Source organism: Flavobacterium johnsoniae (assembly GCF_030388325.1).
Classification (GTDB): domain Bacteria; phylum Bacteroidota; class Bacteroidia; order Flavobacteriales; family Flavobacteriaceae; genus Flavobacterium; species Flavobacterium johnsoniae_C.
The window spans coordinates 4,001,434-4,025,667 of sequence record NZ_CP103794.1 but is presented as its reverse complement, the minus strand read 5'-3'; the positions used below and the strand labels follow the sequence as shown (position 1 = coordinate 4,025,667).

Sequence of the window (24,234 nt, the reverse complement as noted above, 5' to 3'; positions counted from 1 at the left end):
GACCATTGATAAACATTCGAGTACATAAATTATTGATTTTTATTGTTTTTCTATTCAGCTTAACATCTTATTGTCCTGCTGAATGGAACCGATATGTCATTTCAGGTAAAGCTCAAGGAACAACTTACAATATTGTTTATTATGGAAAAGACAGTATTGTCACAAAACAAACAATTGATCAAAAATTAATTCAGCTGGACAGTTCACTTTCATTATATAAAAACTATTCAAAAATAAATCAGTTTAATAATTCTGAAAAAGGAATTGTTCTGGATGATCATTTACTTGCTGTTATCAAAAAATCATTAATCGTAAATAAAGATACAGATGGACTTTTTGATATAACTATTTATCCTCTTGTAGAAGTTTGGGGATTTGGTAAAACAAAGTCAAACAATATTCCAGATGATTCTGAAATACTTTCGCTGAGAAATTGTGTAAGCAGCAAATTAATAGAATTGAAAGCAAATTATCTTTCTAAGAAAAAGCCATGCGTAAAAATCGATCTCGATGGAATAGCGCAAGGTTATAGTGTTGATGTTTTGGCAGATTTGCTAGAACAATATAAAATCAATGATTATGTTGTTGAATTAGGAGGAGAGATAAGAGTAAAAGGAACAAAAAAGCCTTCTGGCGAGAAAATGAAAATTGGAATTGAATCGCCTACAGAAGATGAATTTGATTTTCAGTCTTTTAATGAAATTGTAAAACTAAATAAAGGAGCTATCACAACATCTGGAAGCTACAGAAAATTTCATGAAAGTAATGGCCGAAAAATTACGCATCTTATAAATCCTAAAACAGGTTTTCCGCAAGATAATGAACTCATTAGCGTTACAGTATATGCAGAAGATGCTATAACTGCTGATGCTTATGATAATGCTCTAATGCTGATGGGACTCGAAAAGGCAATGGATTTTGTTGAAAAAAGAAAAGACATTGCGGCTTATTTTATTTATAAGAATAGTTCTGGAACTATTTCTAAAAAAGCCAGCAGTGCTTTTTTACAATTAAAAAATGACTAACTATTATTAATAAACCACATGAAACGCAGAGATTTTATACGCCAGACTGGCTTATTCACAACCGGTTTGTTACTGCACCAACAGATTTTACAAGCAACAGTTTTAAATGAAAAGAAAAAAAATATTGCTGTTGCAGTAATTGGATGCGGCGACAGAGGAAACGGATTAAGTTTTGTTCTTAAAGAAATGCCTAATGAATTTACGCTTAAATCTGTCTGTGATGTTTTGCCTTTTAGACTTGATCAGGCAAAAACAATCAACAAAGCAAATAATTTAAAGTACGAAACAGATTACCGTAAAGTTTTGGATGACAAAAAAATTGATGCTGTAATTATTGCTGTGCCATTATATCTTCATTTCGAAATAGCATCGGCTGCAATTAAAGCTGGTAAGCATGTTTATCTCGAAAAAACAATGACTTATGATGCCAATCAGGCGCTTGCTTTGGTTAATTTAATGAAACAGCATCCGAAGCAAGTATTGCAAGTTGGACACCAATACCGATACACACCGCTTTATTTTAAAGTAAAAGAGATGATTGATAAAAATTATCTTGGAAAGGTTACACAAATTGATTGTCGTTGGGATCGTAATGCAAGCTGGCGAAGACCTGTTCCTTCAGGCTGTACTGACAGACAAATAAATTGGCGCATGTACAAAGAATATTCTGGAGGATTACCAGCCGAACTTTTGTCTCATCAGGTAGATTTTATAAACTGGGCTTTCAACACACATCCTGACGAAATAATCGGAACGGGCGGAATAGATTATTATAAAGATGGCAGAGAAACTTATGATAACGTTCAGACTATTCTTCGATATAGTAAAGAAGGTATGATTGGAAATTTCGGTGCTACTTGCAGTAATGCAAAAGACGATTATTTATTTAAAATTAAAGGAACAAAAGGTACAATTCAATTATTGGTAGATGAAGGTGTTTTCTTTCCTGAAAAAGAAACAAGAAAAGAACTGGAAGTTGTCGATGGCGTTACTGGCGCTACAAAAATTGAATGGAACAATGATGGTGGTATTCCAATTTTGAAAGAGAAATCAAAAGATGGAAGTTGGTACGCTCTTCAGGAATTTTATAAAACGATTAATGAAGGAAGTTTGCCAGCATCGAATGTCATTACAGGCGCTACTACTGCTTTCTGCGTACACTTAATGAATAAATCAATATATGAAGATTCCATCCAAAAATGGAAACCTGAATTTAATCTTACTAATATCTAAACCTCATATAGAATGAAACAAATTGCAACACTCTTTTTTTTATTTACAGCATTATTTTGCAACGCACAATCTGGTAACTGGCAATCGTTATTTGATGGAAAAACGTTGAATGGATGGAAACAGCTCACAGGTTCTGCCAATTATAACGTAGAAAACGGAATGATCGTTGGTACTACGGTAGATAAATCGCCAAATTCTTTTCTGGCATCTGATACACGCATAACAGGAGACTTTGTACTGGAAATGGAAACCATGATGTCTGATAGTATTTCTAATTCTGGAGTACAGTTTAAAAGTAATTTTGATCCAAAAGCCAATGACGGAAAAGGAAAAGTTTATGGATATCAATATGATGTAGATCCGACTTCCAGAAAATGGAGCGGCGGAATCTACGATGAAGGACGAAGAGAATGGCTTTATCCAGTTTCGAACAATCCAAAAGGACAAATTCTTTTTACTCCTAATGTTTTTCACAAGGTTCGTATTGAATGTATTGGTCAGAAGGTAAAAACATGGCTTGATGATCAGCCAGTTTCTTTTCTGGTAGATACTTTATCTGCAAATCAGGGAATTATTGCGTTGCAAGTTCATGCTATTGGAAAAGCTAAAGATGCTGGCATTAAAATTTATTGGAAAAATATTAGGGTTCAGACTAAAAACATAAAAGAACTTCCTTTTCCAAAAGGAGTTTATGTTGCGGGTTTGACTCCTAATAAATTAACTTCATACGAAGAGCAAAATGGCTGGAAATTATTGTTTGATGGAAAAACGACAAATGGCTGGGTTGGAGCTCATAAAAATACTTTTCCAGAAAAAGGATGGAAAGTGAAAGAAGGCATCTTGCAGGTAATGGCATCAAATGGAGATGAGTCTACGAACGGAGGAGATATTGTGAGTAAAAATGAATATGAGGCATTTGATTTATCATTTGATTTTAAACTAACAAAAGGTGCTAATAGCGGTATAAAATATTTTGTAACATTAAATGAACAAAGTAAAGGTTCTGCAATAGGATTAGAATATCAATTACTTGATGATGATGTTCACCCTGATGCAAAATTAGGCAGAGATGGCAATCGTACACTTGCTTCGCTTTATGATTTAATTAAAGCTAAAAAAATAGAACGTTTTTTCCGTAAGCCTGGAAATTGGAATACAGGAAGAGTGATTGTTTATCCTAATAATCATGTCGAACATTATCTAAATGGCGTTAAAGTTTTAGAATATGACAGAGGCTCGCAAGCATTCCGTGATTTGGTGGCGCAAAGCAAATACAAAATATGGCCAAATTTTGGAGAAGCAGAAAAAGGGCATATTTTGATACAAGATCATGGTAACGAAGTAAGTTTTAGAAGTATTAAAATCAAAGAATTACAATAATATTTTTTACTTAAGATTAAGAAAGCAGATCAGAGTTTGATCTGCTTTTTTTTTAAATAGAGTTCTGAATTATTTTTTTTACAATTATTTTAAGGAAAAAACTCGCTGTTTTATGATTTGTATTACCGTTTATATAGGGAATTGATTACACTTATGCATTTGCAATTCTTGATAACGAAATCATTGAATATAAAATAATTTTAAGAGGTTTTTGTTGTTGATATTTTAATATAATTGATATTAAAAACGATATATGTTTTTTAATTGTAATTTTTTTAGGAAATATATAATTGTATTCGTTTTTGCTAAAACGTTTTATTAAGTTTGTACACTTGCATTTCTTTTGCGAGTATTATATGAAATTTGAAACCCAGACAAATTTTAAAAAAATATTTATTGTGAAATATTTAATAAGACTTGAAAATGGAGCGCTTTACTTCAGAGAATATAGAATATTTATTTCATGCCCATTATCGTGAATGGTGTCTGGTTTCTTTTAGCTACTTGGAAGATATGGATGAAGCCGAAGATGTTGTACAGGATGTTGTAGAGAAGGTTTTGACACAATTAAACAATTCAAATGAAATACTAAATCTTAAAAGTTACATTTTCATTGCTGTTAAAAATAATAGCATCAAGCGTCTTAAAAAAAGTAAAAGAACTTCGACAATTTTAGATAATGATATTTTTGAAGTTTCGCACGAGGAAAATTTAATTAATTACGAAAGAAACACTTATATTTTAGACATGGTCGATACTTTGCCAGATCAATCTAAACGAGTGTTTGAATTATGTGTTATCGAAGGTTTAAAATATGAAACCGCTGCAGAAACACTTAATATTTCAATCAATACGGTAAAATATCACTTAAAAAAAAGCTATAAAACCTTAAGATCTGTACTTCAAGATCAGTTTTTATTGCTTGTTATTGCTTTAACAAAAATCTTTTTTTAATTTTTTTAATTTTCTCACTACCCGTTTTGTCGTATTAAAGGTCTTTATATCAGACCTACTTAAATACTTATCAAAATGGATATAGCAGAGATTATAATCAAAAAATTAAATGAACAGCTAAATACAGTAGAAAAGCAATTTTTTACAGAATGGTACGAGTCTTCTTCTGAAAATAGGGAGCTTTATAAACGACTTGAATTAATTAAGCTCAAAACAGGAAAAACCCCTGATATTTCTGCCATAGATTCTTCTGTTGCATTTGATAAGGTGCTATCAAATTTTAAATCCAAAAGAAAAAGACGCTCCATAAAAACGGTCATGAAATATGCGGCCATCGGTTTAATTTTTATAGTTGGTGGTTATAGTGTTTGGCAATTCTCAAATTCAAATCATAATAATGTCATTGATCCACATGCTGTTACTCTGGATATGGGAAATGGGAATATCATTTCACTTTCAGATCAAAATCAGCAAGATATACTGGATGAAGATGGTAATTTTCTTGGAAAAAAAACTGGTAATGAAATAGATTATACCAAAGCTGCTAAGCGAAATGAAACAGCGTATAATTGTTTGAAAGTTCCAAACGGTAAAACTTTTAATGTACGATTAGCTGATGGAACTCTAGTGCACATGAATGCAGGTTCTTCCTTAAAATTTCCTACCGTATTTTCTTTGGAAAATTTCAGAAAAGTAAAGCTTACAGGGGAAGCTTTTTTTGAAGTTAGCAAAGATAAAAAACACCCTTTTATTGTTAATGTTAATCAGTTGGACATTACGGTTGTTGGAACCAAATTCAACGTGAGTTCTTATCCTGAAGATGTTAGCATCAAGACTGTGCTTGTAGAAGGATCGGTAAAATTGGCTGAAAGAGGAACTAAAGCGCAATTTTTAAAACCTGGCTTTGAAGCAGAGTGGAATCCTAAAAGTAAGAAAATCAATTTCTCTAAGGTAGATACTTCAATTGCAACAAGATGGATGAAAAAAGGTTTAGTCATCTCACAGCTTCCTTTTGACAAAATAATAACTAAGCTCGAAAGATATTATGGAGTTAAAATAGAAAACAGAAATAAAACGATTAACAATCAGATATACACGGCTGAATTTGAAGATGTTTCAATCGATCAGGTTCTAAGTACGTTTCAGGTTGATACCGAGTTCAATTATAAAATAGAAAACAAAAAAGTTATTATCTATTAATCTTAAAATCAGTTGCCTATGAAGAAAAAACAACAATAAAAAGCAAATCGGAAAATTGGCCAAAATTTCCCGATTTAATTAAATAATCAACCTTTTAAAAGTTAACTAAACAACAACCAAAATTATGAAAAAAACCAATAGGATGGGTATGAAAATACTCTATTACCTGCAATTACATAAAACTATGAAATTGAGTATCTTATGTTTATTAGTTTCTGTTTTTCAGATTCACAGTAGAGGCTATTCGCAGAATATGAAGGTTACTTTGAATATGGAAAACGTCAAAATACGTGCTGTATTGGCTCAAATACAGTCAAATACCAATTATAATTTTGTTTATAACAACAAGAAAATAAACGACGAAGAATTGGTAACCATTAAGATGAAAAACAAACCGATAACGCAAATTCTTGATAATTTATTTAAGAATAAAAATGTGTCGTATATTATAAAAGACAACCTTATTGTATTAAAATCGAATAATGATACAGATAAAAAGCCAGAAATTTCAAAGAAGCAAGCTCAAGCAATTAAGATTTCTGGAAATGTTTCAGATGCGCAAGGAATTCCAATTCCTGGAGTGGGCGTAACAGAAAAAGGTTCAAATAATGCTACAACAACGGATTTTGATGGAAATTATAGCATTGATGTTTCTAGTAGAGAATCTACACTGTTATTTTCTTATATAGGATTTAAAACTCAGGAAATAAAGGTAAATGAAAAATCTAAAATTAATGTTACGCTGAGTGAAGACAGAAATGTATTAAATGAGGTTATTGTTGTAGGTTATGGAGTTCAGAAAAGAGCCAATCTTACAGGTGCCGTTGGTCAGCTTGATGGTGAAGAATTACAAAACCGCCCTGTTGTAAATGCAGCTCAAGCAATGCAGGGTTTAGTCGCAGGTTTAAACATTACACAATCTGGCGGTGGAACCTTAGACAGCAGACCGGCAATTAATATTCGTGGAACAGGAACTATTGGAGATGGATCAAACGCTAATCCGCTTATTCTTATTGACGGAGCCGAAGGAGATATTAATACAGTAAATCCAAGTGATATAGAAAATATATCGGTGCTAAAAGATGCGTCTACTTCTTCAATTTATGGATCAAGAGCAGCTTTTGGTGTCATTTTGATTACAACTAAAAAAGGAAAATCAGGAAAAACTATTGTAAATATAAATACCAGCACTAGAATCAGCAGTCCTGTTACAATTCCGAATATGTTGGATTCTTATTCTTTTGCACTTTTTTTTAATGATGGATTCCTAAATGCGGGATATACGCCTTTTTTTACCGATGAGCGTATACAGCGAATAAAAGATTTTCAAGATGGTAAAATTACAAACACAATACCAACCAGAGCCGGCGATCCTACTAGGTGGGCAGACGGCTACGATCAAGGAAATGATAATGTTGACTGGTATAAAGCAATTTTTAAACCTTCTGTAATTTCACAAGAAACCAATCTAAGCATAAGCGGAGGCAAAGAAGGACTTACTTATTTCATATCGGGGGCATATTTAGATCAGCCTGGTTTTATGAGATTTAATGGAGATCAATATAAAAGATATAATACATCAATACGAATTAATGCTGATTTATTTAAATGGCTTTCTCTAAGTTATACCAATCGTTTTATAAGAGAAGATTATGCAAGACCAACCAATATGACAGATGGTACTTTTGCCGATTTGGCGCGTCAAGGATGGCCAGTATTGCCTTTGTACGATCCTAACGGTTATTTGTATGACAGCCCTTCGCCAGCGCTACCTCTTAGAGATGGCGGGCAACAAAATAAAATTTCGGATAGTTTTATACAGCAGTTAAATTTAGTTTTTAAATTAACTCCCGACTGGAAACTGAAATGGGATTTTACTTATAAAACAATCAATACTTTTCAGCATTGGGATCTTCAAATGACATACAATCATGATGTTGCAGGAAATCCATACGTGGCCGACAGCAAATCTGAAATTCACGAAGATGCTTACAAAGAGGATTATTTCAACTCTAATTTTTATACAGATTATAATAAAAGTTTCGGGAAACATCATTTTACTGGACTTTTAGGAATGCAGGCTGAATCTACTGATAATAGAGAACTTGGTGCCACAAGACAGGGAATCATTGTTCCTAATATTCCCGTAATTGATGCTACTTCAGGAACTGATTTTTACGGAAAACTTGTTCCGCCAAATGTAAACGGAAAGTATGGTGATTGGGCGATTAACGGTTATTTTGGACGTATCAACTATAATTATGACGGGCGTTATCTCATTGAAGGTAATCTTCGTTATGATGGTTCTTCACGCTTTCGTTCTGACAGTAGATGGGTATGGTCGCCTTCGGTATCTGTAGGATGGAATGTGGCCAAAGAAGATTTTTGGAAACCACTGGAAAATGTTGTGGGAATGTTGAAATTTAGAGGATCGTACGGTTCTTTAGCCAATCAAGACACAAAAAATTGGTATCCGACTTATACAACGATGCCTGTAGGAATTGCCAATGGATCATGGTTAGTAAATGGCAGCAGACCGAATACAGCTACCGCACCAAATTTAATTGACCAGGCATTAACTTGGGAAACTGTTCGAACATGGGACGTAGGAGTTGATTTTGCTTTATTTGGAAATAAGCTTACCGGTTCCTTTGATTACTTTAATCGTTCAACAAAAAACATGATAGGTCCAGCTCGTGAATTACCTGTTATATTGGGAACAGCTGTTCCAAAATCAAATAATACCGATTTGGAAACTTATGGTTTTGATATGAATATTACATGGAAACAAAAATTAGCAAACGGATTCGGTTATAGTATTACAGGCTTGCTTGCAGACAATCAGACCAAAATTACAAGATATCCAAACTTGACAGGGGATTTAGGAACGTATATTCAAGGGCAATTAGATGGAAATATTTGGGGATATCAAACTATTGGTATTGCTAAAACAAAGGCAGAAATGGATGCTCATTTAAATTCCCTGCCAAACGGTGGACAAAACAGTCTTGGGAATAATTGGGATGCTGGAGATATTATGTATCGAGATGTAAACGGAGATGGTGTAATTAATAATGGAGCGAATACACTTAGTAATCATGGAGATTTGGTTAAAATTGGAAACAGCACACCACGATACACTTTTGGTCTCGATTTAGGCGCAAATTATAAAGGCTTTGATTTTAGAGCATTTTTTCAGGGAGTCGGAAAAAGAGATTATTGGAACAATACCACACTTTTTTGGGGAATGAGAGGCAGTGTTTGGGATTCTAGTGGTTTAGAACAGCATTTGGATTATTTCAGAGATGATGCCAGTAGTCCGCTTGGTTTGAATCTCGATTCTTATTATCCGCGTCCAGTTGTAGGACAAGATAAAAACCAAAAAACACAATCTAGATATCTTATCAACGCCGCTTATATGAGACTGAAAAATTTACAGTTAGGATATACATTGCCCTCTAAAACTGTTGAAAAGTTTGGGATGACAAACGTAAGATTTTATTTTTCGGCAGAAAACATTTGGACATTGACCGATATTCCAGACATGTTTGATCCAGAAACTCTTGATAAGGTTGGGCAAAATGGTAATGTTTATCCGTTGTCAAAAACCTTCTCAGTTGGAGTTAATGTTTCCCTTTAAAAATGATAAAAACGATTTAAAAATTTAAAAATATATTATAATGAGAGCAAATCTAATCAGACTATTAGCAGTGGCTTTAACTGTTGTCTTTGCATCTTGTGAAGATGACTTTCTGGAAAAACCGCCTTTGTCTCAAATTACTCCAGAGAATTATTTAAACGATGAATCACAGCTGGCAGCTTATTCTATTGACTTGTATAGTGTTTTTCCAGTAATGGAAGCCTACGCAAGAGATAGCGATACCGATACAGAAGCAGATCGAGGTTATGATAATCGCTATGTTCCTGGACAATGGCTTGTACCGGCACAAGGAGGTGACTGGAATTTTGAAACTATTTATAAGTGCAATTACTTCATGCAGCAAGTGATTCCGAAATGGAAAAATAACAAGATTTCTGGAAATCCTACCAATGTAAATCATTATATCGGTGAGATGTATTTTTTGAGAGCATATATTTATTATCAGAAATTGGTTGCTCTTGGTGATTTTCCAATCGTGAAAACTGTTCCAAAATTGGATTTAAATGAATTGGTAGATTACAGTAAAAGAAAACCCAGAAATGAAGTTGCTCGTTTTATCATTTCCGATTTAGATTCTGCCAGTACTTTGATGAGTAATTCAGGACCTGATGGTAAAGGAAACCGATTATCTAGAATGGTGGCTCAGTTAATGAAATCGAGAGTTGGACTTTATGAAGGAACATGGGAGAAATATTTTAAAGGAACTGCTTTTGTTCCAAATGGTCCGGGCTGGCCAGGCACCGAAAAAGCGTACAATCAAGGTTATCAATTTCCTTCGGGAAGTATTGATGGAGAAATTGATTATTTTTTGACACAGTCAATGGACGCGGCGAAGGCTGTTGCAGATCAAGTTACATTAACTCAAAATACACAAAAAACAGAAATTGCAGGTCAATCATATTTAGATTTTGCCAAAGCGAGTGATGCAAATCCGTTTCTAAAGATGTTTAGCGATGTTGATTTAAGCAAGTACAATGAAGTGCTTTTATGGCGTGCCTATGATGTCGGTCTAGGAGTAAGCAATTCATTTGCTATATCAGTACAAGGCGGTGGCGCTGGTTACACAAGAGGTTTTGTTGATAATTGTTTAATGGCAAATGGTCTGCCAATTTACGCTTCTGGATCTGGATATGTTGGCGATGATTATTTGGCAGATGTGAGAAAGAAAAGAGATATGCGTTTAAATCTTTGGCTTGCAGAACCTGGACAAATTAATATTTTGTATCCTTCTCCTTTAAATACGCATGGTACAGATGTAGCCATTGTGCCGGATATCATGAATTTATTAGGGAATCATGATCAGCCAACTGGTTATCATCATACAAAAGGGAATAATTACGATGGAGCCAATTACGGTCAGCATACAGGAAGTTCAATGGGAAGTATAGCTTTTAGAGGAGTAGAAGCTTACCTGAATTACATTGAAGCTAGTTATGAAAAAAATGGAGGCATTGATGGAACAGCTTCTGCATATTGGAAAAAAATCAGAGAAAGAGCAGGAGTAGATTCAGATTTTCAAAAAACCATTGCAGCGACAAATATGAGTTTAGAAGCAAAAAATGACTGGGGAGCTTATTCTGCCAATAAACTGATCGATGCTACATTGTATAATATTCGTAGAGAAAGACGAATAGAAATGTTGGGAGAAGGTTTCCGTTTGGATGATTTACGCAGATGGAGAGCGATGGACCAAATGATAGACAATTCTTATCACATTGAAGGATTTAAATTATGGGGACCAATGAAACAATGGTATGATGCTACTAAATTAACATATGGAATAGGAGACAGAAGTACAGTTTCAGATCCAGCGATTAGCAGTTATTTGCGTATTTATGAAAAGAACACGACTTCATTGGCATACAATGGATATCGCTGGACAATGGCGCATTATTTGAATCCGATAGCAATTCAGCATTTTTTGATTACATCACCAAACAATGACGTTTCTGGATCGCCTATTTATCAGAATCCGAATTGGCCTTTAACAGCAAATCAAGGTCCGAAAAATTAGAAAACAAATAAATTTTAGAAATAAAATCTTTGTAGTGGACACAATTTCTAAAATATCAATTTGATAGCTAAATAGAAATGGTATGGATCGGCAGTTGAAATGTCTTGGAGATATGTGGTTAGTGTATAAAAGCTTTTGCGCTGTATCTTGCCATTTCTAAAATGCTATTGATCATTTTAAATTACAAATTATTAAAGACAATGAATATTAAAATTTCACACTACAGTATAATTAATTTTCAAATTACAACATAAACATTATGATGCAGCGTTTATTAAAAAAACAAATTGCCCAAATTGGATTATTTTCAGTGCTGGCTTTAATTCAAAATCCCTGTTTTGCATTCCAAAAAAAGGATCAGAATCTTTCCGTTCAAGATACTGCTAAAGTTCCTAAAGAAATTGAAGATCCAGAAAATATCGGAATCAATAAGGAGGCCGCTCACGCTACTTTAATGCCTTATGCTTCACTCAAAGAAGCGTTAGCAGCAAACAGACATGCCTCAACATTTAGCCAAAGCTTAAATGGTATGTGGAAATTCAATTGGGTAGACTGGCCTCAGAAACGTCCTGTAAATTTTTATAAAACTGATTATGATGTAAGCGGATGGAAAGAGATAAAAGTTCCGTCTAACTGGCAAGTACAAGGTTACGGAACGCCGAACTATAGCAACTTTACGTATATCTTCAAAAAGGATTTTCCACATGTAATGGGAATTCCATCTGAGAAATATACCAATTTTACTGAAAGAAATCCGGTAGGAAGCTACAGACGTGAATTTACAATTCCTGAAAACTGGAAAGGACGCCGTACTTTTATCACTTTTGACGGAGTTGATGCCGGTTTCTTTATTTGGGTAAATGGTCAAAAAGTGGGTTACAGTGTAAATAGCCGTAATGCTGCTGAGTTTGATCTGACCAAATACATTAAACCTGGAAAAAATATACTGGCAGTCGAAGTATACCGATTTACAAGCGGAAGTTATTTAGAAAATCAGGACATGTGGCGATTAAGCGGTATCTTCAGAAATGTAACTTTATGGAGTGCGCCTCAGGTTCATATTCGCGATTATTTTATTAAAACGAATTTGGATAATCAATTTCGTGATGCTGAGGTATTGGTTTCTGCGAAAGTAAAGAATTACGGAACCAAAACAACTAGACCTCAGGAACTAAATGCTTTATTATACGAAGGTACAACTCCAGTCGATGGAGCATCAGGTAAGAAAATGATTCCTGCTTTAAAACCAGGACAGGAAGTAACGGTAGATTTGAGTTTTCATGCAAGCAATCCAAAGAAATGGACGGCTGAAACACCAAATTTATATACAACTGTCTTGAACTTAACTGATGGAAAAAATACCATTGAAACCTTATCTTCAAAAACAGGTTTTAGAGAGATTGAAATTAAAGGACGTTTGTTTACCGTAAATGGTGTTCCTATTAAACTAAAAGGGGTAAATCGTCACGAGAATTTCCCAGATGATGGTCACGCCGTTACAGAGGAACAAATGATAAAAGACATCACTTTAATTAAACAAACTAACAGTAATCATGTTCGTACGAGTCATTATTCTGATGATCCAAGATGGTATGAACTTTGTGACGAATATGGAATTTATTTGGTAGCCGAAGCCAATGTTGAATGTCATGAAGAGCAAAATCAGTTTAATGAAGTGCCAACAATAAAAGCGGCTATTGTAGATCGTAATGTTGCGAATGTTCAAAGTTTTAAAAATCATCCTTCGGTTTTAATTTGGTCATTAGGTAATGAAAATGGTTCAGGCGGTACTAATTTCAGAGCAGCTTTGTCAGCAATAAAAGCAATTGATCCTGACCGTCCTACACATTATGAAGGATTTGGTATTGGTGAAAAGAATCCTGCGGATATTGACAGCCAAATGTATACGCAAATTGCCCCTATGGTAGAACATGCAAAAAATGCTTCATTAACCAAACCATTTTATTTATGTGAATATGCACACGCCATGTTCAACTCAATGGGATCAGTAGATCTGTACAATGAAATGTTTGATAAGTATCCGGAGCTTCTTGGCGGAGCTATTTGGGAATGGCAGGATCAGGGAATTTATAATAATCGTGATCCAAAACATCCTATAACGGCTTTTGGTGGCGGATTTGGTGAATTTCCAAACGATCATTATTTCATACACAAAGGTGTGGTATTTTCAGACAGATCGCCTAAACCGCATTTTCCAGAGTTAAAACATGCCTATCAATGGATTACAATTCGTGACAAAGACATTAAAAATGGTTTTGTTACGATTAAAAACCGTTATCAGTTTCTTAATCTTGAAAACGTAACGGCTAAATGGGAATTAACTGAAAATGGGTTGCCATTATTTTCTGGTGATTTAGCAGTTGGGACGATCAATCCTGGTACTGAAAAAGACGTAAAAATACCGTTTGCTTTTTCCCCAAAAGCAGGTGCGGAATACTTTGTAAGAGTGTCATTTTATTTGGCAGAAGATCAAAATTGGGCTAAAAAAGGTTTTGAAGTAGCTTCTCAACAGTTTGAATTAGGTACGCCATTAGCTGAAACTAAAAAAGCTCCACAAGCTGGTAACTTAACTTTAAATGATACAGAAGAAAGTATTATTATCAAAGGTTCAGACTTCAGTATTACTTTTGATAAAGCAAAAGGAACATTTACAAAATTGGAGAAAAATGGAGAGAATGTATTGCAGGAAAATGGAGGTCCTATGCTTCATTTATGGCGTGCACCGCACCAAACCGACGATATGTGGGCGTACCGTGATTGGGAAAAATACGGCTTAAAAAACATTTCATGGGTAACAAATGAAGTAAAAAGCAAAAAAGTTTCGGCAACCGTAATTGAAATTACTGCAAGTCTAACTGGTACAGGCAAAGAGAATTTTAAAGTACAGCATAAAGTAATCTACACCATTGACGGAAACGGAATTATTAATTCTACAAATGAAGTGAGTTTTAGTGATCCTAAACTTATTTTAGCAAGAATCGGTGTTCGAATGTTCTTAAATAAAAGCATCGATCAATTTGATTATTTAGGTCGTGGCCCGATGGAAAATTACGCAGATCGCAAAAGCGGATTTGATGTTGGTCATTACGCAAGTACGGTCGCAAAACAATTAACACCTTATGAGAAACCTATGGAATGTGGAAATCATGAAGATGTAAGATGGGCAAATTTAAGCGCTCAAAAAGGAGCAGGGATAGCAGTAAAAAAGGTTGATGACTTGATGCAGGTATCTGCGCTGCCATACAGCGATGAAGAAATGGATTTGGTGGAATATAAAATCGATCTTCCGCAAAGCAAAGGAACAGTTTTATGCGTAAGCCATAAAACTTTAGGAGTAGGTTCAAATGGCTGTGGTCCAAGACCATTGGAACCTTTTATGGTTTATGCTAAACCAACAACATTCAGTTATCAGGTTCAACTGACAGAAAAAAAATAGATTATTTATTTTATATGATTATAAAAAAAACGGATTACAGAATGCCTGTAATCCGTTTTTTCTGTATAGATACTATTATTTATGAATTACCATACAGATTTGACTCTCCTCCGTCAATTGCGATAGTTTGTCCATTTACATACTGACATTCATCGCTTAGCAAAAAGGCTACAAGATTACCCACATTTTCTGGTTTTCCTAATTTTCTAGTAGGATTTCTTTGTGCATAGATTGTTTCAGCGGCTTTCGGATCGGCTGGATTTACCTGTTTAAAAGCTTCTGCAACCATTGGAGTCAGAATAGCTCCAGGTGCAATTGCATTGGTATATATACCATCTTTACCGTATTCTATGGCAGCATTTTTAGTCATACCAGAAACAGCATGTTTACTCGCAACGTATGGCATCTGATTAACAACACCTCTGATTCCGCCTACAGAAGCTACATTTACAATTTTTCCTCCGCCTTGTTTTTGCATTACAGGAATTACATATTTCAGTCCGTAATAAACACCCATAAGATTAATGTCAATTACTTTTTTAAATATATTGACATCGTATTCCACTAATGGAGCTTGTTTTCCTTCAATACCTGCATTATTGTAAAAACCATCTATGCTGCCAAACTCACTTACTGTTTTGTCTACATAATTTTTTACTGCGTTTTCATCTGAAACGTCAGCGACTATAGTTAAGATTTTTGCTTCTGGTGCAACCGATTGAATTTCTTCTTTTGCTTTTTCAAGCGCCTCATTATTGTAATCTACAAGAGAAAGATTTGCTCCTTTTAATGCTACGGCTTTACTTGCCGCAAGTCCGAGACCCATTGCGGCTCCGGTAACGACAATAGTTTTGTCTTTGAAAATACTCATAATATATGTTATTAAATTATTAATGAAAAAATATTCATTTAAGAATAAAATTTTTTAACTCATGCCTCTCCATATCATATCAAAGTTGTCATCAATAAGCTGCTGGCTTAATGAGAACAACTTTTGCATTATACCTGTGGAGCAGGAGCGTACTGCGCCATCAAAAAAACTGATAAGCATAATAGAATCTACTATTTTAATGATTCCTTCTTGTTTCCCTTTTTCTAAAAGATCATACAGTGGTTTATTTTGTTTTTCGTACTCGGCAAGTTGTTTGGAGAAATTTAGCTGTATATAACCCGACTGCTGATACTGATCAATAAATATGGTTTCATCATAATGATTTAATCTATAGTTAAGCATATTGATGTAAATCTTCTTAAGCGATTGTCTTATTGGGAGATTAAGATCAAAGTCATGATACATAGCCTGTGTCATTTTATCTTCTACCGCGGCATAGGCTAGTTGTATAACCTCTTCCTTATTTTTGAAATAGATATAAAGCGTACCTGTAGCAATTCCAGCGGTTTTGCTTATGCCTGAAATATTGACGCTCGCGAGTCCTTGTCTGCCAGTAAGCGTATATACAGACTGTAAAATTTTCTCTCTTTTATCAGGATCTAATGGTCTCATACTGTAAAGTTAAATGAAAAAATATTCATTTAAATGTAAATATTTAAAATATAACTTTTATTTAAGGAATTTAAAGAAGCACAAGAAATTAAGTAAAGTTGCAATATTATAAATTGCAGTAATTGAAAATGTACCTTGATAATTAAATATTTGGGCAGAAAATGTAGTTTAGATTTTAAGAACGTGGTTTAGCCAAGTTCCTATCGTACATCACAATAGTTCCAGCGACAGCTACATTCAAGCTTTTTTCAGATTTAAATTTTACAAGATGATGGCATTTTTCCATTGCTTTTTTGGGTAAACCATGATCTTCTGCTCCCAATAAATAAACACAGCGTCGCGGATGTTCAAAAGTTTCTAAATCAGATGCTTTTTCAGATAATTCTACACCAACTAATCTCGCACCTTTCGGTAAATTTTCAAAAAAAGCTTCAAAAGTATCATAATGAAAATAAGGAATTGCTTTTACAGCATCATGTGTATCACAGGCTTGTTTGGCATATCTATTACCAATCGTAAATATAAAAGTGGCTCCTAGATTTTGAGCGGATCTCCATAAAACGCCTAAGTTTTCAGGTGTTTTTCCATTTTGGATTCCTATCCCAAAATATTCATTTATAAAGTTATCATTCATAATTGCAAAAATACAAACAGTAAGTTTATAAATCAATTTTTATTGAAACGAAAGAATAAAAGATTAAATCTTGTTAATAATTTGAAATGTAAATCATTACCATATTTTTTCTTTTATTTTGAAAGTGTTTTCTTAAGAAAAAATGATTATCTTTATATAGGCTGTCCCCTCAGTTACAATTTGATTCAAAAAAAATTAATGATTGAATTTTTTAGTAACCACTGCAAGTATTAAGAATCTTTACTCTTAATTTGCATTTTTAAAATTTAAAGCCATGTCGCCACAACCCAACTTTGAGAAAATTATTTATTTAGCTGATGACGATGAAGATGACAGAATATTGTTTCTTGATGCAGTAGAAGAACTACGTATGCCACTTTATGTAGTGCAGACGACAGATGGAAATGAGTTGCTCAAAGCCCTTCGCAATGCGGAGCATCTTCCTGAAATTATCTTTCTAGACATTAATATGCCATGCAAAAATGGTTTTGAATGTCTTAAAGAAATTCGAAGTGCTTCTGGTGATTTAAAAAATGTAAAAATTATTATGCTCTCTACGAGCAGCAGCAGTATACATATTAAAATTTCTTATAAATTGGGAGCCGATTTTTATGCTGTAAAACCTGGAAGTTATCAAGGGCTTAAAGAGCTTTTGGAGAGAGTTTTAACAGATTTTAAAAGCTTAAGAAAAGATGCTAATAAATTCTTATTAGCTTAACAATATTACTCATATAATCATCTAATGTTTGGTTTTAAAATTTCTTCAAACCTTAAAATACTATAAGCTCAAAATGAGATTCTGTAAGAATTTAAATTATGGTTTTGGTAATTTTGCTAAGATGAATGGTATATAAACTTTGTAATCAGACATAAAAAGACAGGGGACCGGCGGAGTTCGTCTGGAGGATCTGGACAAAGATTTAGTTAGTTACCGCATACCTCAGGCATCCGCCGGCTGCCGAAAAGCTCCTTAAGTTTTTTAAGGAGCTTTTTTTTAAAATATTCTTAATCTGGAATTTAAAATTCTAAATCTTTTTACCCATTAATAATAAAGCGGTTGTAATTCCGACTCCTACAAGGAATGCTAAACCAATGTTGTGTGTTTTCTTTGAAGGTAAATTTCCGTAGACACGTAACGGCTCTTTTGAGTTGGTGAGAACATTTCCAGGATTTTCTGCTTTAACATCGTTTAGTTTCATTTTAGTGCGTACTGCCGCAGATGCAGTATTAATTATTGTCTTCGGAAATAATCGATACATATTTGTGATTGCCGCGGAACGTAAATCTGGAAATAAATCTTTTTGCGGATGTTTAGCCAAATCTACCATTTTAGCCGCTGTATGGCGTGGATCCGAAGCAATAAAAGAAATTTTCATATCGAAACCTGAATATTTGGCTGAATGAAGATTTCCAGTAGAATTTTGTAATTGCGGATAAAGATTGCAAATATGAATATCTTTATGATTAGAAATTTCTCCTTGAAGACATTCCATCATGCCTCGAATCCCATATTTTGTTGCAGAATAAACTGCGCTGTAAGGTGCTGGCATAAATCCGCCGATGGAAACATTGTTTATTAAAATACCTTGGTCTTGTTTTTTGAAAATTTTAATGGCATTGTAAGCGCCATGCATATATCCAAACAAATTGGTTTTAATAACCTGCTCGTGAATTTCCATAGGAATTTCTTCAAATTTTCCGCTTGCCATTACTCCAGCGTTATTCACCCAGATATCAATTTTTCCGTTCATAGCCAAAGCTTCTTTTGCTATTCGCTCTACATCTTCAGCAATCGACATATCTGCTTGAACACCAATTGCCAAAACATTTAGCGACCGACAATATTCTACTGTTTCATTAATGCCTTTAAGTCCTCTGGCTACTATTACTACGTTACAGCCCTCAATTGCAAAAGCTTCGGCTGCAGCTCTTCCGACACCGCTGCTTGCACCCGTTATGACAACATTTTTACCTTTAAGAACGCTGTTATTTATTTTAATATCTTCCATGTTTTATCATTTAAATAGACAAAAAAAATGTCTAATAATCAGATATATAAGTTACTAAAAATAACTTTTGCATGGGTATGATTTAATAAAACTTTAATTTACATGGGGAATAAAGATTCAATTTAGAAATCAATTTTATAAAATTATTTTCTATGTAAATTATCTAGCGCTAAGATTTAGAGAAACTGTAGACATATTCGCTGTTCCATCATAACGTTCAGCAAAGACTTCAATATAATCATCTTTTTTTAATTGCATGGTTCCCACGATTGGAAGAGTTAAAATTCCTGCTGTAGCCAAAAAACCTGTAGTAGGTTTTCCATATACTTTTGTATCAGGGAGTACAACGCCATTTTTTGCAATATATAAGATAAGTGTTATGTCTGTACTGGTAACTTGACACGAAACTGAAGCTGTTACCTGAAAATATCTGGTCTTATTTCCTCGATAAGTAATTCTATTATTACCATCTTTAGTAAATCTAAATAGATTGTTTGATGTAGTTGTACCGCTAAGTTTTATCCTACTGGATGTACTTGTGCCAGTAAAAGTTGTTGCGGCGCCAGAACCAACAGGAGCATCGAGATTAATATCGCCAGTTGAGTCAGAATCGCCTTCTCTTGGAATACCAGGCGCGTCTACAGTCCAAGCGGTGCTAAAATTATATCCTGTATAAGTTGATGCAGCAGGATAACGGTTAATATATCCATTAGCATTTGTAGTGGTTCCTGAAAAAACAGTACCCAACAGAACTCCAGTTCCTACGCTAAGCGTTGCGTTGCTTACATCCATTGCCACATCGGCTCCGTTCATTGTGCTGAAACCACTATTTTTTTGTATCAATCCAAATGTACCGGTAAAGGTTTCAAAAGTTCCGTTGTTGCTAGATGTCCATGCCTGATTGTTTAACAACAAACTGCCAATATTAGAATAAGTAATTCCATTAGTATTATTAATGTATTGAATGATATTGCCAAAAAATAATCCAATTCCATTAATTGTTCCTACACTTGCTGTCATTCCGTCAACAACCACATTTTGAACCAAAAGTGAGGATGCAGTTGCAATACCTGGTCCGTTTATAGAAAATGCTGTAGCGCCTCTTAAAGTTACATTTCTAATACTTCCTCCTGTATTTCCTGAGAAAATGGTTCCTGTTGATGACAAAACATCTTCATTTGCATCAAGACCAGAAACATAGGCATTGTTTAAGTTTATTGGACTAGTAAGATTGATGGTTCCGTTAATTTCATAAAGCGTATTGGTATTCAATAAATATGAAGACCCTCCTCCTAAAGCTAATTCTGGAGCTAAATCTGCTGCAGATTTTACCAATTTGTAATTGTTTCTTTTAAGAGCGCTTTCATTGGCAATCTTTATCCATGCCGTAGTTGCGGTGTTATAAAAGTAAAAAGCTTTATCAGTGGTATCAAAAACTAATAAACTTTCGGCTGGAGTTGTAATTGCTGTTCGTTGTGCCGTTGTCATTCTTGGAGCGAGCATACCTTGTGTTGTAGATGTGATATCTAATATTGAACTAGAATTTGGCGTAACTGTTCCTATTCCGATTTGTGCATTTGAAGTATTTGGAACTAATAAGAAACACAATAACAATATTATGATTTGGCTTTGTAAAGTAGATTTCTTAAGCATATGTGTAGTTTTAGGTTTTAAAAATGTTCTCTTAAAATAGTTGGGTTTATTTTCCAGAATTAGAAATCAAAACTTTTTTGGTAAGTTTTTGATTGTCTTCTGTTAAAAATTCTGCTATGTAAATTCCGTAACTTAATCCAATGGTCGAAAAATTGTAGTTGGAATCTGTTTTTAAATCTTTTTTAGACAATACCGTTTTTCCTGTAATATCATATAATGTAAAAGATTTTATGGCTAAACTATTCGGATTTGAAGCTTTAATATTTTTAGAAACGTTGTCTTGATAAATGATAAAATTGCCTAATTCTGAATTTTCTTCCACACCAAGTGTTTGATCTAAAAATGCAACCTGAAATCTATCATTATAAGTACCAGCAGTAACAGTAACTTCGTAATTTCCGTTTTTTATATCGTGATAAGAGTTATCGAATTTATCATAGATATACACTTTTTGAGTTGTATCAAAATTGGTGAATTCTGGAATGCTGAATTTTAATGTAGTATTTGCTGATGCTTTAACCGCGAGCGGAATCTTTTTAGAAGGATCAAAATTTACACCTTGAATTAAATAATTTGCGTCTTCTATCCAGAAATTAACATCATCGGGAAGATCTGCTGTCATATTTAATGCATCAATTCCTGTATCAATTCCATCGGTTGCTTCAGGAACAAAAACTAATGCCAGCTGTCTAGTAAATTGATTATTTATAATAGCATTTATTCTGAAATACGACAAAGTTTCAGTTTCTTCATTCGCCTCGCTTTTCTTTGAAGGTTTCTCAAATTGAGATCCACCCAAAAGTTCTTTAAAAAATACACGATGAGCATTTTTAAATGTAACAATTCCGTTAGCGGTTCCGTTCAACAAAAAGCCTTGACCTATAGGCGCGTATCTGCGCGGTAAAACTGTTCCTGTTCCAGAACCTGGACCAGGATTAACGGTTCCATCTTGCTTGTATGCATTAAAAACGGGTGGAATATAAACACCATTAGAGGTCGTATTGATAGGAGCATAGGAGCCATAACCTCCTCGATAAGCGCTGAGATAATGAGAATCTATTGTTCTGTCTTGTTGCCAGAAATAAGCTGTGCCACCTGTTATTGTTCGATTGTCGGTATCTAATAAAAATTCATTTAAATGCAATGCTGACGGATATGGATTTCCTGTTAAAGTAGCATTGTTAGCTCCTAATGCTACTGTAATATTGCCGTTGTTGGGTCTTCCTCTAAAATCATATCGTTGTGCACTGCCTGGATTATTTGTAACTCCTGATCCTTCAGGATCAACAGAGTCAGTTCCGCTAGTGCCTTTCATCGTAAAACCTTCGCCAGGTGCAATTGTAGATGCTCCTCCAACTAAAATCCATTGAGAATAATTATTAGCATTTATTAATTTATAAATCCAAGAAGAAGCAATCGATAACGGATTAGAAATACCGTCGTAACTTCCTGCTGGCAGAATAATTGCTGGAGTTGTAGCTGTTGCAGTAGTTGGGCGTCCCAAAGCTGCGATTCCAAAATTATTATTTCCTGTAGCCGCGGTTGGAATTCCGATTGGAGAACACCAATAATTGTAATCATAATTGTCGGATGTTCCTTCCTGATAAACAGACAAAGATCCTAAACCTGTATTTGTGGAACTTGTATTTCCACCTTGAATTAGCTGTGCATTATTTCTTAAGTATAAATTAGAGTTTGTACTTAATTGAATATTTTGCTGTACGTATAAAACTTCATTTTTTACATACATATTTGAGTTAGAGCTAAAGAATACTTGGCAAGTTATTGTCGAACTGACGAGTAGACAAAAGAGTATTAGTTTTTTTTTTCATGAATCAAGTGTAAATTTTGTTTCGGTAGATTTTGAGAGATATTCGATTCAGAGTTTTCTTCTCGAGACGATCACAATGAAACCTAAAATGAGTCCAGCGGCTAATAATTGTTTAGCGTATCGATCTATTGGTACTGCGGGAGTTCCGTCGTCTGGTAAACCCGGTGGTGGCGGGCCTCCGCCTTGAGCAAAAGTGCTTGCTTGAAGATGTAAAAAGATATAAATGGCGAGGAATTTTATTTTGTAGGCTTTCATATAAAGGGTGTTAAAAAGGGGCGTTTTATTCACTCAATTAAGCATTACTCTATTCTGTTTTTGATTGAATTTTGTTTGTAACTTTCAATAAATTAAGTGTTTATGCTCAAATTTAAATAAATAAAAAATTATATATATCATAAAAACTTACATTTAACTAGGATTTTTCTGATGTTGATAAATAGGGTAAATTGCTTCTTAAAATTGTTAAATTGACTTTCTACATTAGAGAAATATTGCAATATAATTTTAGTAGCTTTTTTACTTTTGTCTGTTCAGAGTTTGATTTAAACTGAAGAAAAATATTTAGACAACTGTTTAATTACTAATTTGTTATGTTTTAAGTTGTCATTTAAGTTGCCTTTTTTAACAAATTTCACTGTTTTATATCTATTAATTCTATAGAATTTATATAAATTTGTAATCAAGAAATCTTATCAAAGAAATAGTGGAAGAATAAGAAAAGAAGTAAATTATTTTTCTTAGTTGATTTTTATAAAAGTGACATTATTGTATTTTTAACAAATATTCGAATGATTGAATTTAAAATAGAAAATCAGCGGTATAATCTTACTTTAGGTGTTAAATATTTAAAATTTTATCTTTTTAGCATTTTTTTCGATGATATAATTTTTAATTAAATTAAATATCAAAATCGCAAAAAACGCATTATTTGGTAAGATTGAGGTGTATTAATTTAAAATTTTTAATAATGCTGCTGAATCAAGTACATTTTTCTGATCGTAGGCATTTTACGCATCAATTAACAATTTATTTATATTAGCATAATAATAACAATTTTAAATTCAAAAAGTTAGTTTCTTAACAAATACAAATTAAGACTTATTCTTAAAACCTTCAAAAAAAGGATAATATGGGCGTAAAAATTTTAACATTAAAGGAATATAAAAGCGTTTTCAATACGCTGTATCCTTCATTGTGCCTATTTTCTAACAAGTATCTTGAAAATTTAGATATATCAAAAGATATAGTTCAGGAGGTTTTTATTAAAGTATGGGAAGATAAAATCGAATTCCAAAATGATTCAGCAATAAAATCTTATTTATATACGGCAGTTAAAAATCGTTCGCTTGATTATATAAAAAGCAAACGTTACAAAGACACTCTTTCTATTGGAGATGCAGATTTTATGCAAATGGAAACCGATCCATTTTTTATGCGAGAAGTGGTTATTTCCGAAGCTTCTATAATTATTGAAAAAGCTGTAAATACATTACCTGCAAAATGCGCTCAAATTATTAAATTGAGTATTAAAGGATTAAGTAATACTGAAATTTCTGAAGAATTAGGAGTTTCTTTAAATACTATCAAAACACAAAAAAAGATTGCTTACAAGCGCTTAAAACCTTTGCTGAAAGATTGTTTCTTCATTATTGCATTTGTATTCGAGATTAGAAATTGAT

Annotated in this window: 16 protein-coding genes; 10 read left to right on the top strand and 6 right to left on the bottom strand. The window is 33.6% G+C overall.

All coding sequences use genetic code 11. From position 1 onward, the window contains the following. Positions 1-5: 5 nt before the first annotated feature. From NYQ10_RS17405 to NYQ10_RS17370, 8 genes are all read left to right on the top strand, one after another. Positions 6-1,025 carry an FAD:protein FMN transferase gene (locus NYQ10_RS17405; protein WP_289877494.1) on the top strand — a complete coding sequence of 340 codons (1,020 nt, stop codon included), beginning with the start codon at positions 6-8 and terminating at the stop codon, positions 1,023-1,025. An 18-nt stretch (positions 1,026-1,043) separates the two neighbouring features. After that, positions 1,044-2,258 carry a Gfo/Idh/MocA family protein gene (locus tag NYQ10_RS17400; RefSeq protein WP_289877493.1) on the top strand — a complete coding sequence of 405 codons (1,215 nt, stop codon included), beginning with the start codon at positions 1,044-1,046 and terminating at the stop codon, positions 2,256-2,258. Positions 2,259-2,270: 12 nt separating this feature from the next. Continuing rightward, complete coding sequence (locus tag NYQ10_RS17395; RefSeq protein WP_289877492.1) at positions 2,271-3,638, top strand: 3-keto-disaccharide hydrolase; 1,368 nt, start codon at positions 2,271-2,273, stop codon at positions 3,636-3,638. A gap of 423 nt (positions 3,639-4,061) precedes the next feature. Beyond that, complete coding sequence (locus NYQ10_RS17390; RefSeq protein WP_289877491.1) at positions 4,062-4,592, top strand: RNA polymerase sigma factor; 531 nt, start codon at positions 4,062-4,064, stop codon at positions 4,590-4,592. A 75-nt stretch (positions 4,593-4,667) separates the two neighbouring features. Then, positions 4,668-5,792, top strand: coding sequence for a FecR family protein (locus NYQ10_RS17385; RefSeq protein ID WP_289877490.1), 1,125 nt, complete (start codon positions 4,668-4,670; stop codon positions 5,790-5,792). Positions 5,793-5,916: 124 nt separating this feature from the next. Continuing rightward, a complete protein-coding gene (locus NYQ10_RS17380) occupies positions 5,917-9,432 on the top strand; it encodes a TonB-dependent receptor (protein ID WP_289877489.1) in 3,516 nt (1,171 codons plus the stop codon). 40 nt (positions 9,433-9,472) lie between these two features. Then, positions 9,473-11,467, top strand: coding sequence for a RagB/SusD family nutrient uptake outer membrane protein (locus NYQ10_RS17375; protein WP_289877488.1), 1,995 nt, complete (start codon positions 9,473-9,475; stop codon positions 11,465-11,467). A 262-nt stretch (positions 11,468-11,729) separates the two neighbouring features. Continuing rightward, a complete protein-coding gene (locus NYQ10_RS17370) occupies positions 11,730-14,924 on the top strand; it encodes a glycoside hydrolase family 2 TIM barrel-domain containing protein (protein WP_289877487.1) in 3,195 nt (1,064 codons plus the stop codon). A gap of 79 nt (positions 14,925-15,003) precedes the next feature. Here the strand turns inward: NYQ10_RS17370 and NYQ10_RS17365 are convergent, their stop codons facing one another. The 3 genes from NYQ10_RS17365 to NYQ10_RS17355 form a co-directional block, all read right to left on the bottom strand. Beyond that, positions 15,004-15,795: a glucose 1-dehydrogenase gene (locus NYQ10_RS17365; protein ID WP_289877486.1), complete on the bottom strand. Its 792-nt coding sequence runs from the start codon at positions 15,793-15,795 to the stop codon at positions 15,004-15,006. 54 nt (positions 15,796-15,849) lie between these two features. Continuing rightward, entirely contained in the window at positions 15,850-16,428 is a 579-nt protein-coding gene (locus tag NYQ10_RS17360) for a TetR/AcrR family transcriptional regulator (protein ID WP_289877485.1), read from the bottom strand. A 175-nt stretch (positions 16,429-16,603) separates the two neighbouring features. After that, a complete protein-coding gene (locus NYQ10_RS17355; RefSeq protein ID WP_289877484.1) occupies positions 16,604-17,062 on the bottom strand; it encodes an RNA methyltransferase in 459 nt (152 codons plus the stop codon). 274 nt (positions 17,063-17,336) lie between these two features. On the opposite strand from NYQ10_RS17355, the gene NYQ10_RS17350 reads away from it, so the two are divergent. Continuing rightward, complete coding sequence (locus NYQ10_RS17350; RefSeq protein ID WP_289877483.1) at positions 17,337-17,780, top strand: response regulator; 444 nt, start codon at positions 17,337-17,339, stop codon at positions 17,778-17,780. Between the two features lie 307 nt (positions 17,781-18,087). Here the strand turns inward: NYQ10_RS17350 and NYQ10_RS17345 are convergent, their stop codons facing one another. The 3 genes from NYQ10_RS17345 to NYQ10_RS17335 form a co-directional block, all read right to left on the bottom strand. Then, positions 18,088-19,071: an SDR family NAD(P)-dependent oxidoreductase gene (locus tag NYQ10_RS17345; RefSeq protein WP_289877482.1), complete on the bottom strand. Its 984-nt coding sequence runs from the start codon at positions 19,069-19,071 to the stop codon at positions 18,088-18,090. Positions 19,072-19,230: 159 nt separating this feature from the next. Beyond that, positions 19,231-20,724, bottom strand: a complete 1,494-nt coding sequence (locus NYQ10_RS17340) for a hypothetical protein (protein WP_289877481.1) — start codon at positions 20,722-20,724, stop codon at positions 19,231-19,233. Between the two features lie 46 nt (positions 20,725-20,770). Next, positions 20,771-22,474, bottom strand: a complete 1,704-nt coding sequence (locus NYQ10_RS17335; protein WP_289877480.1) for a T9SS type A sorting domain-containing protein — start codon at positions 22,472-22,474, stop codon at positions 20,771-20,773. A 1,210-nt stretch (positions 22,475-23,684) separates the two neighbouring features. Between NYQ10_RS17335 and NYQ10_RS17330 the strand changes: the two genes are divergently transcribed. Continuing rightward, entirely contained in the window at positions 23,685-24,233 is a 549-nt protein-coding gene (locus tag NYQ10_RS17330) for an RNA polymerase sigma-70 factor (RefSeq protein WP_289877479.1), read from the top strand. The last annotated feature ends 1 nt before the right edge of the window (position 24,234 follow it).

Coding starts and splice junctions, on each gene's coding strand:
- NYQ10_RS17400 (WP_289877493.1), top strand. CDS start 1,044: ATGAAACGCAGAGATTTTATACGCCAGACTGGCTTATTCACAACCGGT.
- NYQ10_RS17395 (WP_289877492.1), top strand. CDS start 2,271: ATGAAACAAATTGCAACACTCTTTTTTTTATTTACAGCATTATTTTGC.
- NYQ10_RS17390 (WP_289877491.1), top strand. CDS start 4,062: ATGGAGCGCTTTACTTCAGAGAATATAGAATATTTATTTCATGCCCAT.
- NYQ10_RS17385 (WP_289877490.1), top strand. CDS start 4,668: ATGGATATAGCAGAGATTATAATCAAAAAATTAAATGAACAGCTAAAT.
- NYQ10_RS17380 (WP_289877489.1), top strand. CDS start 5,917: ATGAAAAAAACCAATAGGATGGGTATGAAAATACTCTATTACCTGCAA.
- NYQ10_RS17375 (WP_289877488.1), top strand. CDS start 9,473: ATGAGAGCAAATCTAATCAGACTATTAGCAGTGGCTTTAACTGTTGTC.
- NYQ10_RS17370 (WP_289877487.1), top strand. CDS start 11,730: ATGCAGCGTTTATTAAAAAAACAAATTGCCCAAATTGGATTATTTTCA.
- NYQ10_RS17365 (WP_289877486.1), bottom strand. CDS start 15,795: ATGAGTATTTTCAAAGACAAAACTATTGTCGTTACCGGAGCCGCAATG.
- NYQ10_RS17360 (WP_289877485.1), bottom strand. CDS start 16,428: ATGAGACCATTAGATCCTGATAAAAGAGAGAAAATTTTACAGTCTGTA.
- NYQ10_RS17355 (WP_289877484.1), bottom strand. CDS start 17,062: ATGAATGATAACTTTATAAATGAATATTTTGGGATAGGAATCCAAAAT.
- NYQ10_RS17350 (WP_289877483.1), top strand. CDS start 17,337: ATGTCGCCACAACCCAACTTTGAGAAAATTATTTATTTAGCTGATGAC.
- NYQ10_RS17345 (WP_289877482.1), bottom strand. CDS start 19,071: ATGGAAGATATTAAAATAAATAACAGCGTTCTTAAAGGTAAAAATGTT.
- NYQ10_RS17340 (WP_289877481.1), bottom strand. CDS start 20,724: ATGCTTAAGAAATCTACTTTACAAAGCCAAATCATAATATTGTTATTG.
- NYQ10_RS17335 (WP_289877480.1), bottom strand. CDS start 22,474: ATGTATGTAAAAAATGAAGTTTTATACGTACAGCAAAATATTCAATTA.
- NYQ10_RS17330 (WP_289877479.1), top strand. CDS start 23,685: ATGGGCGTAAAAATTTTAACATTAAAGGAATATAAAAGCGTTTTCAAT.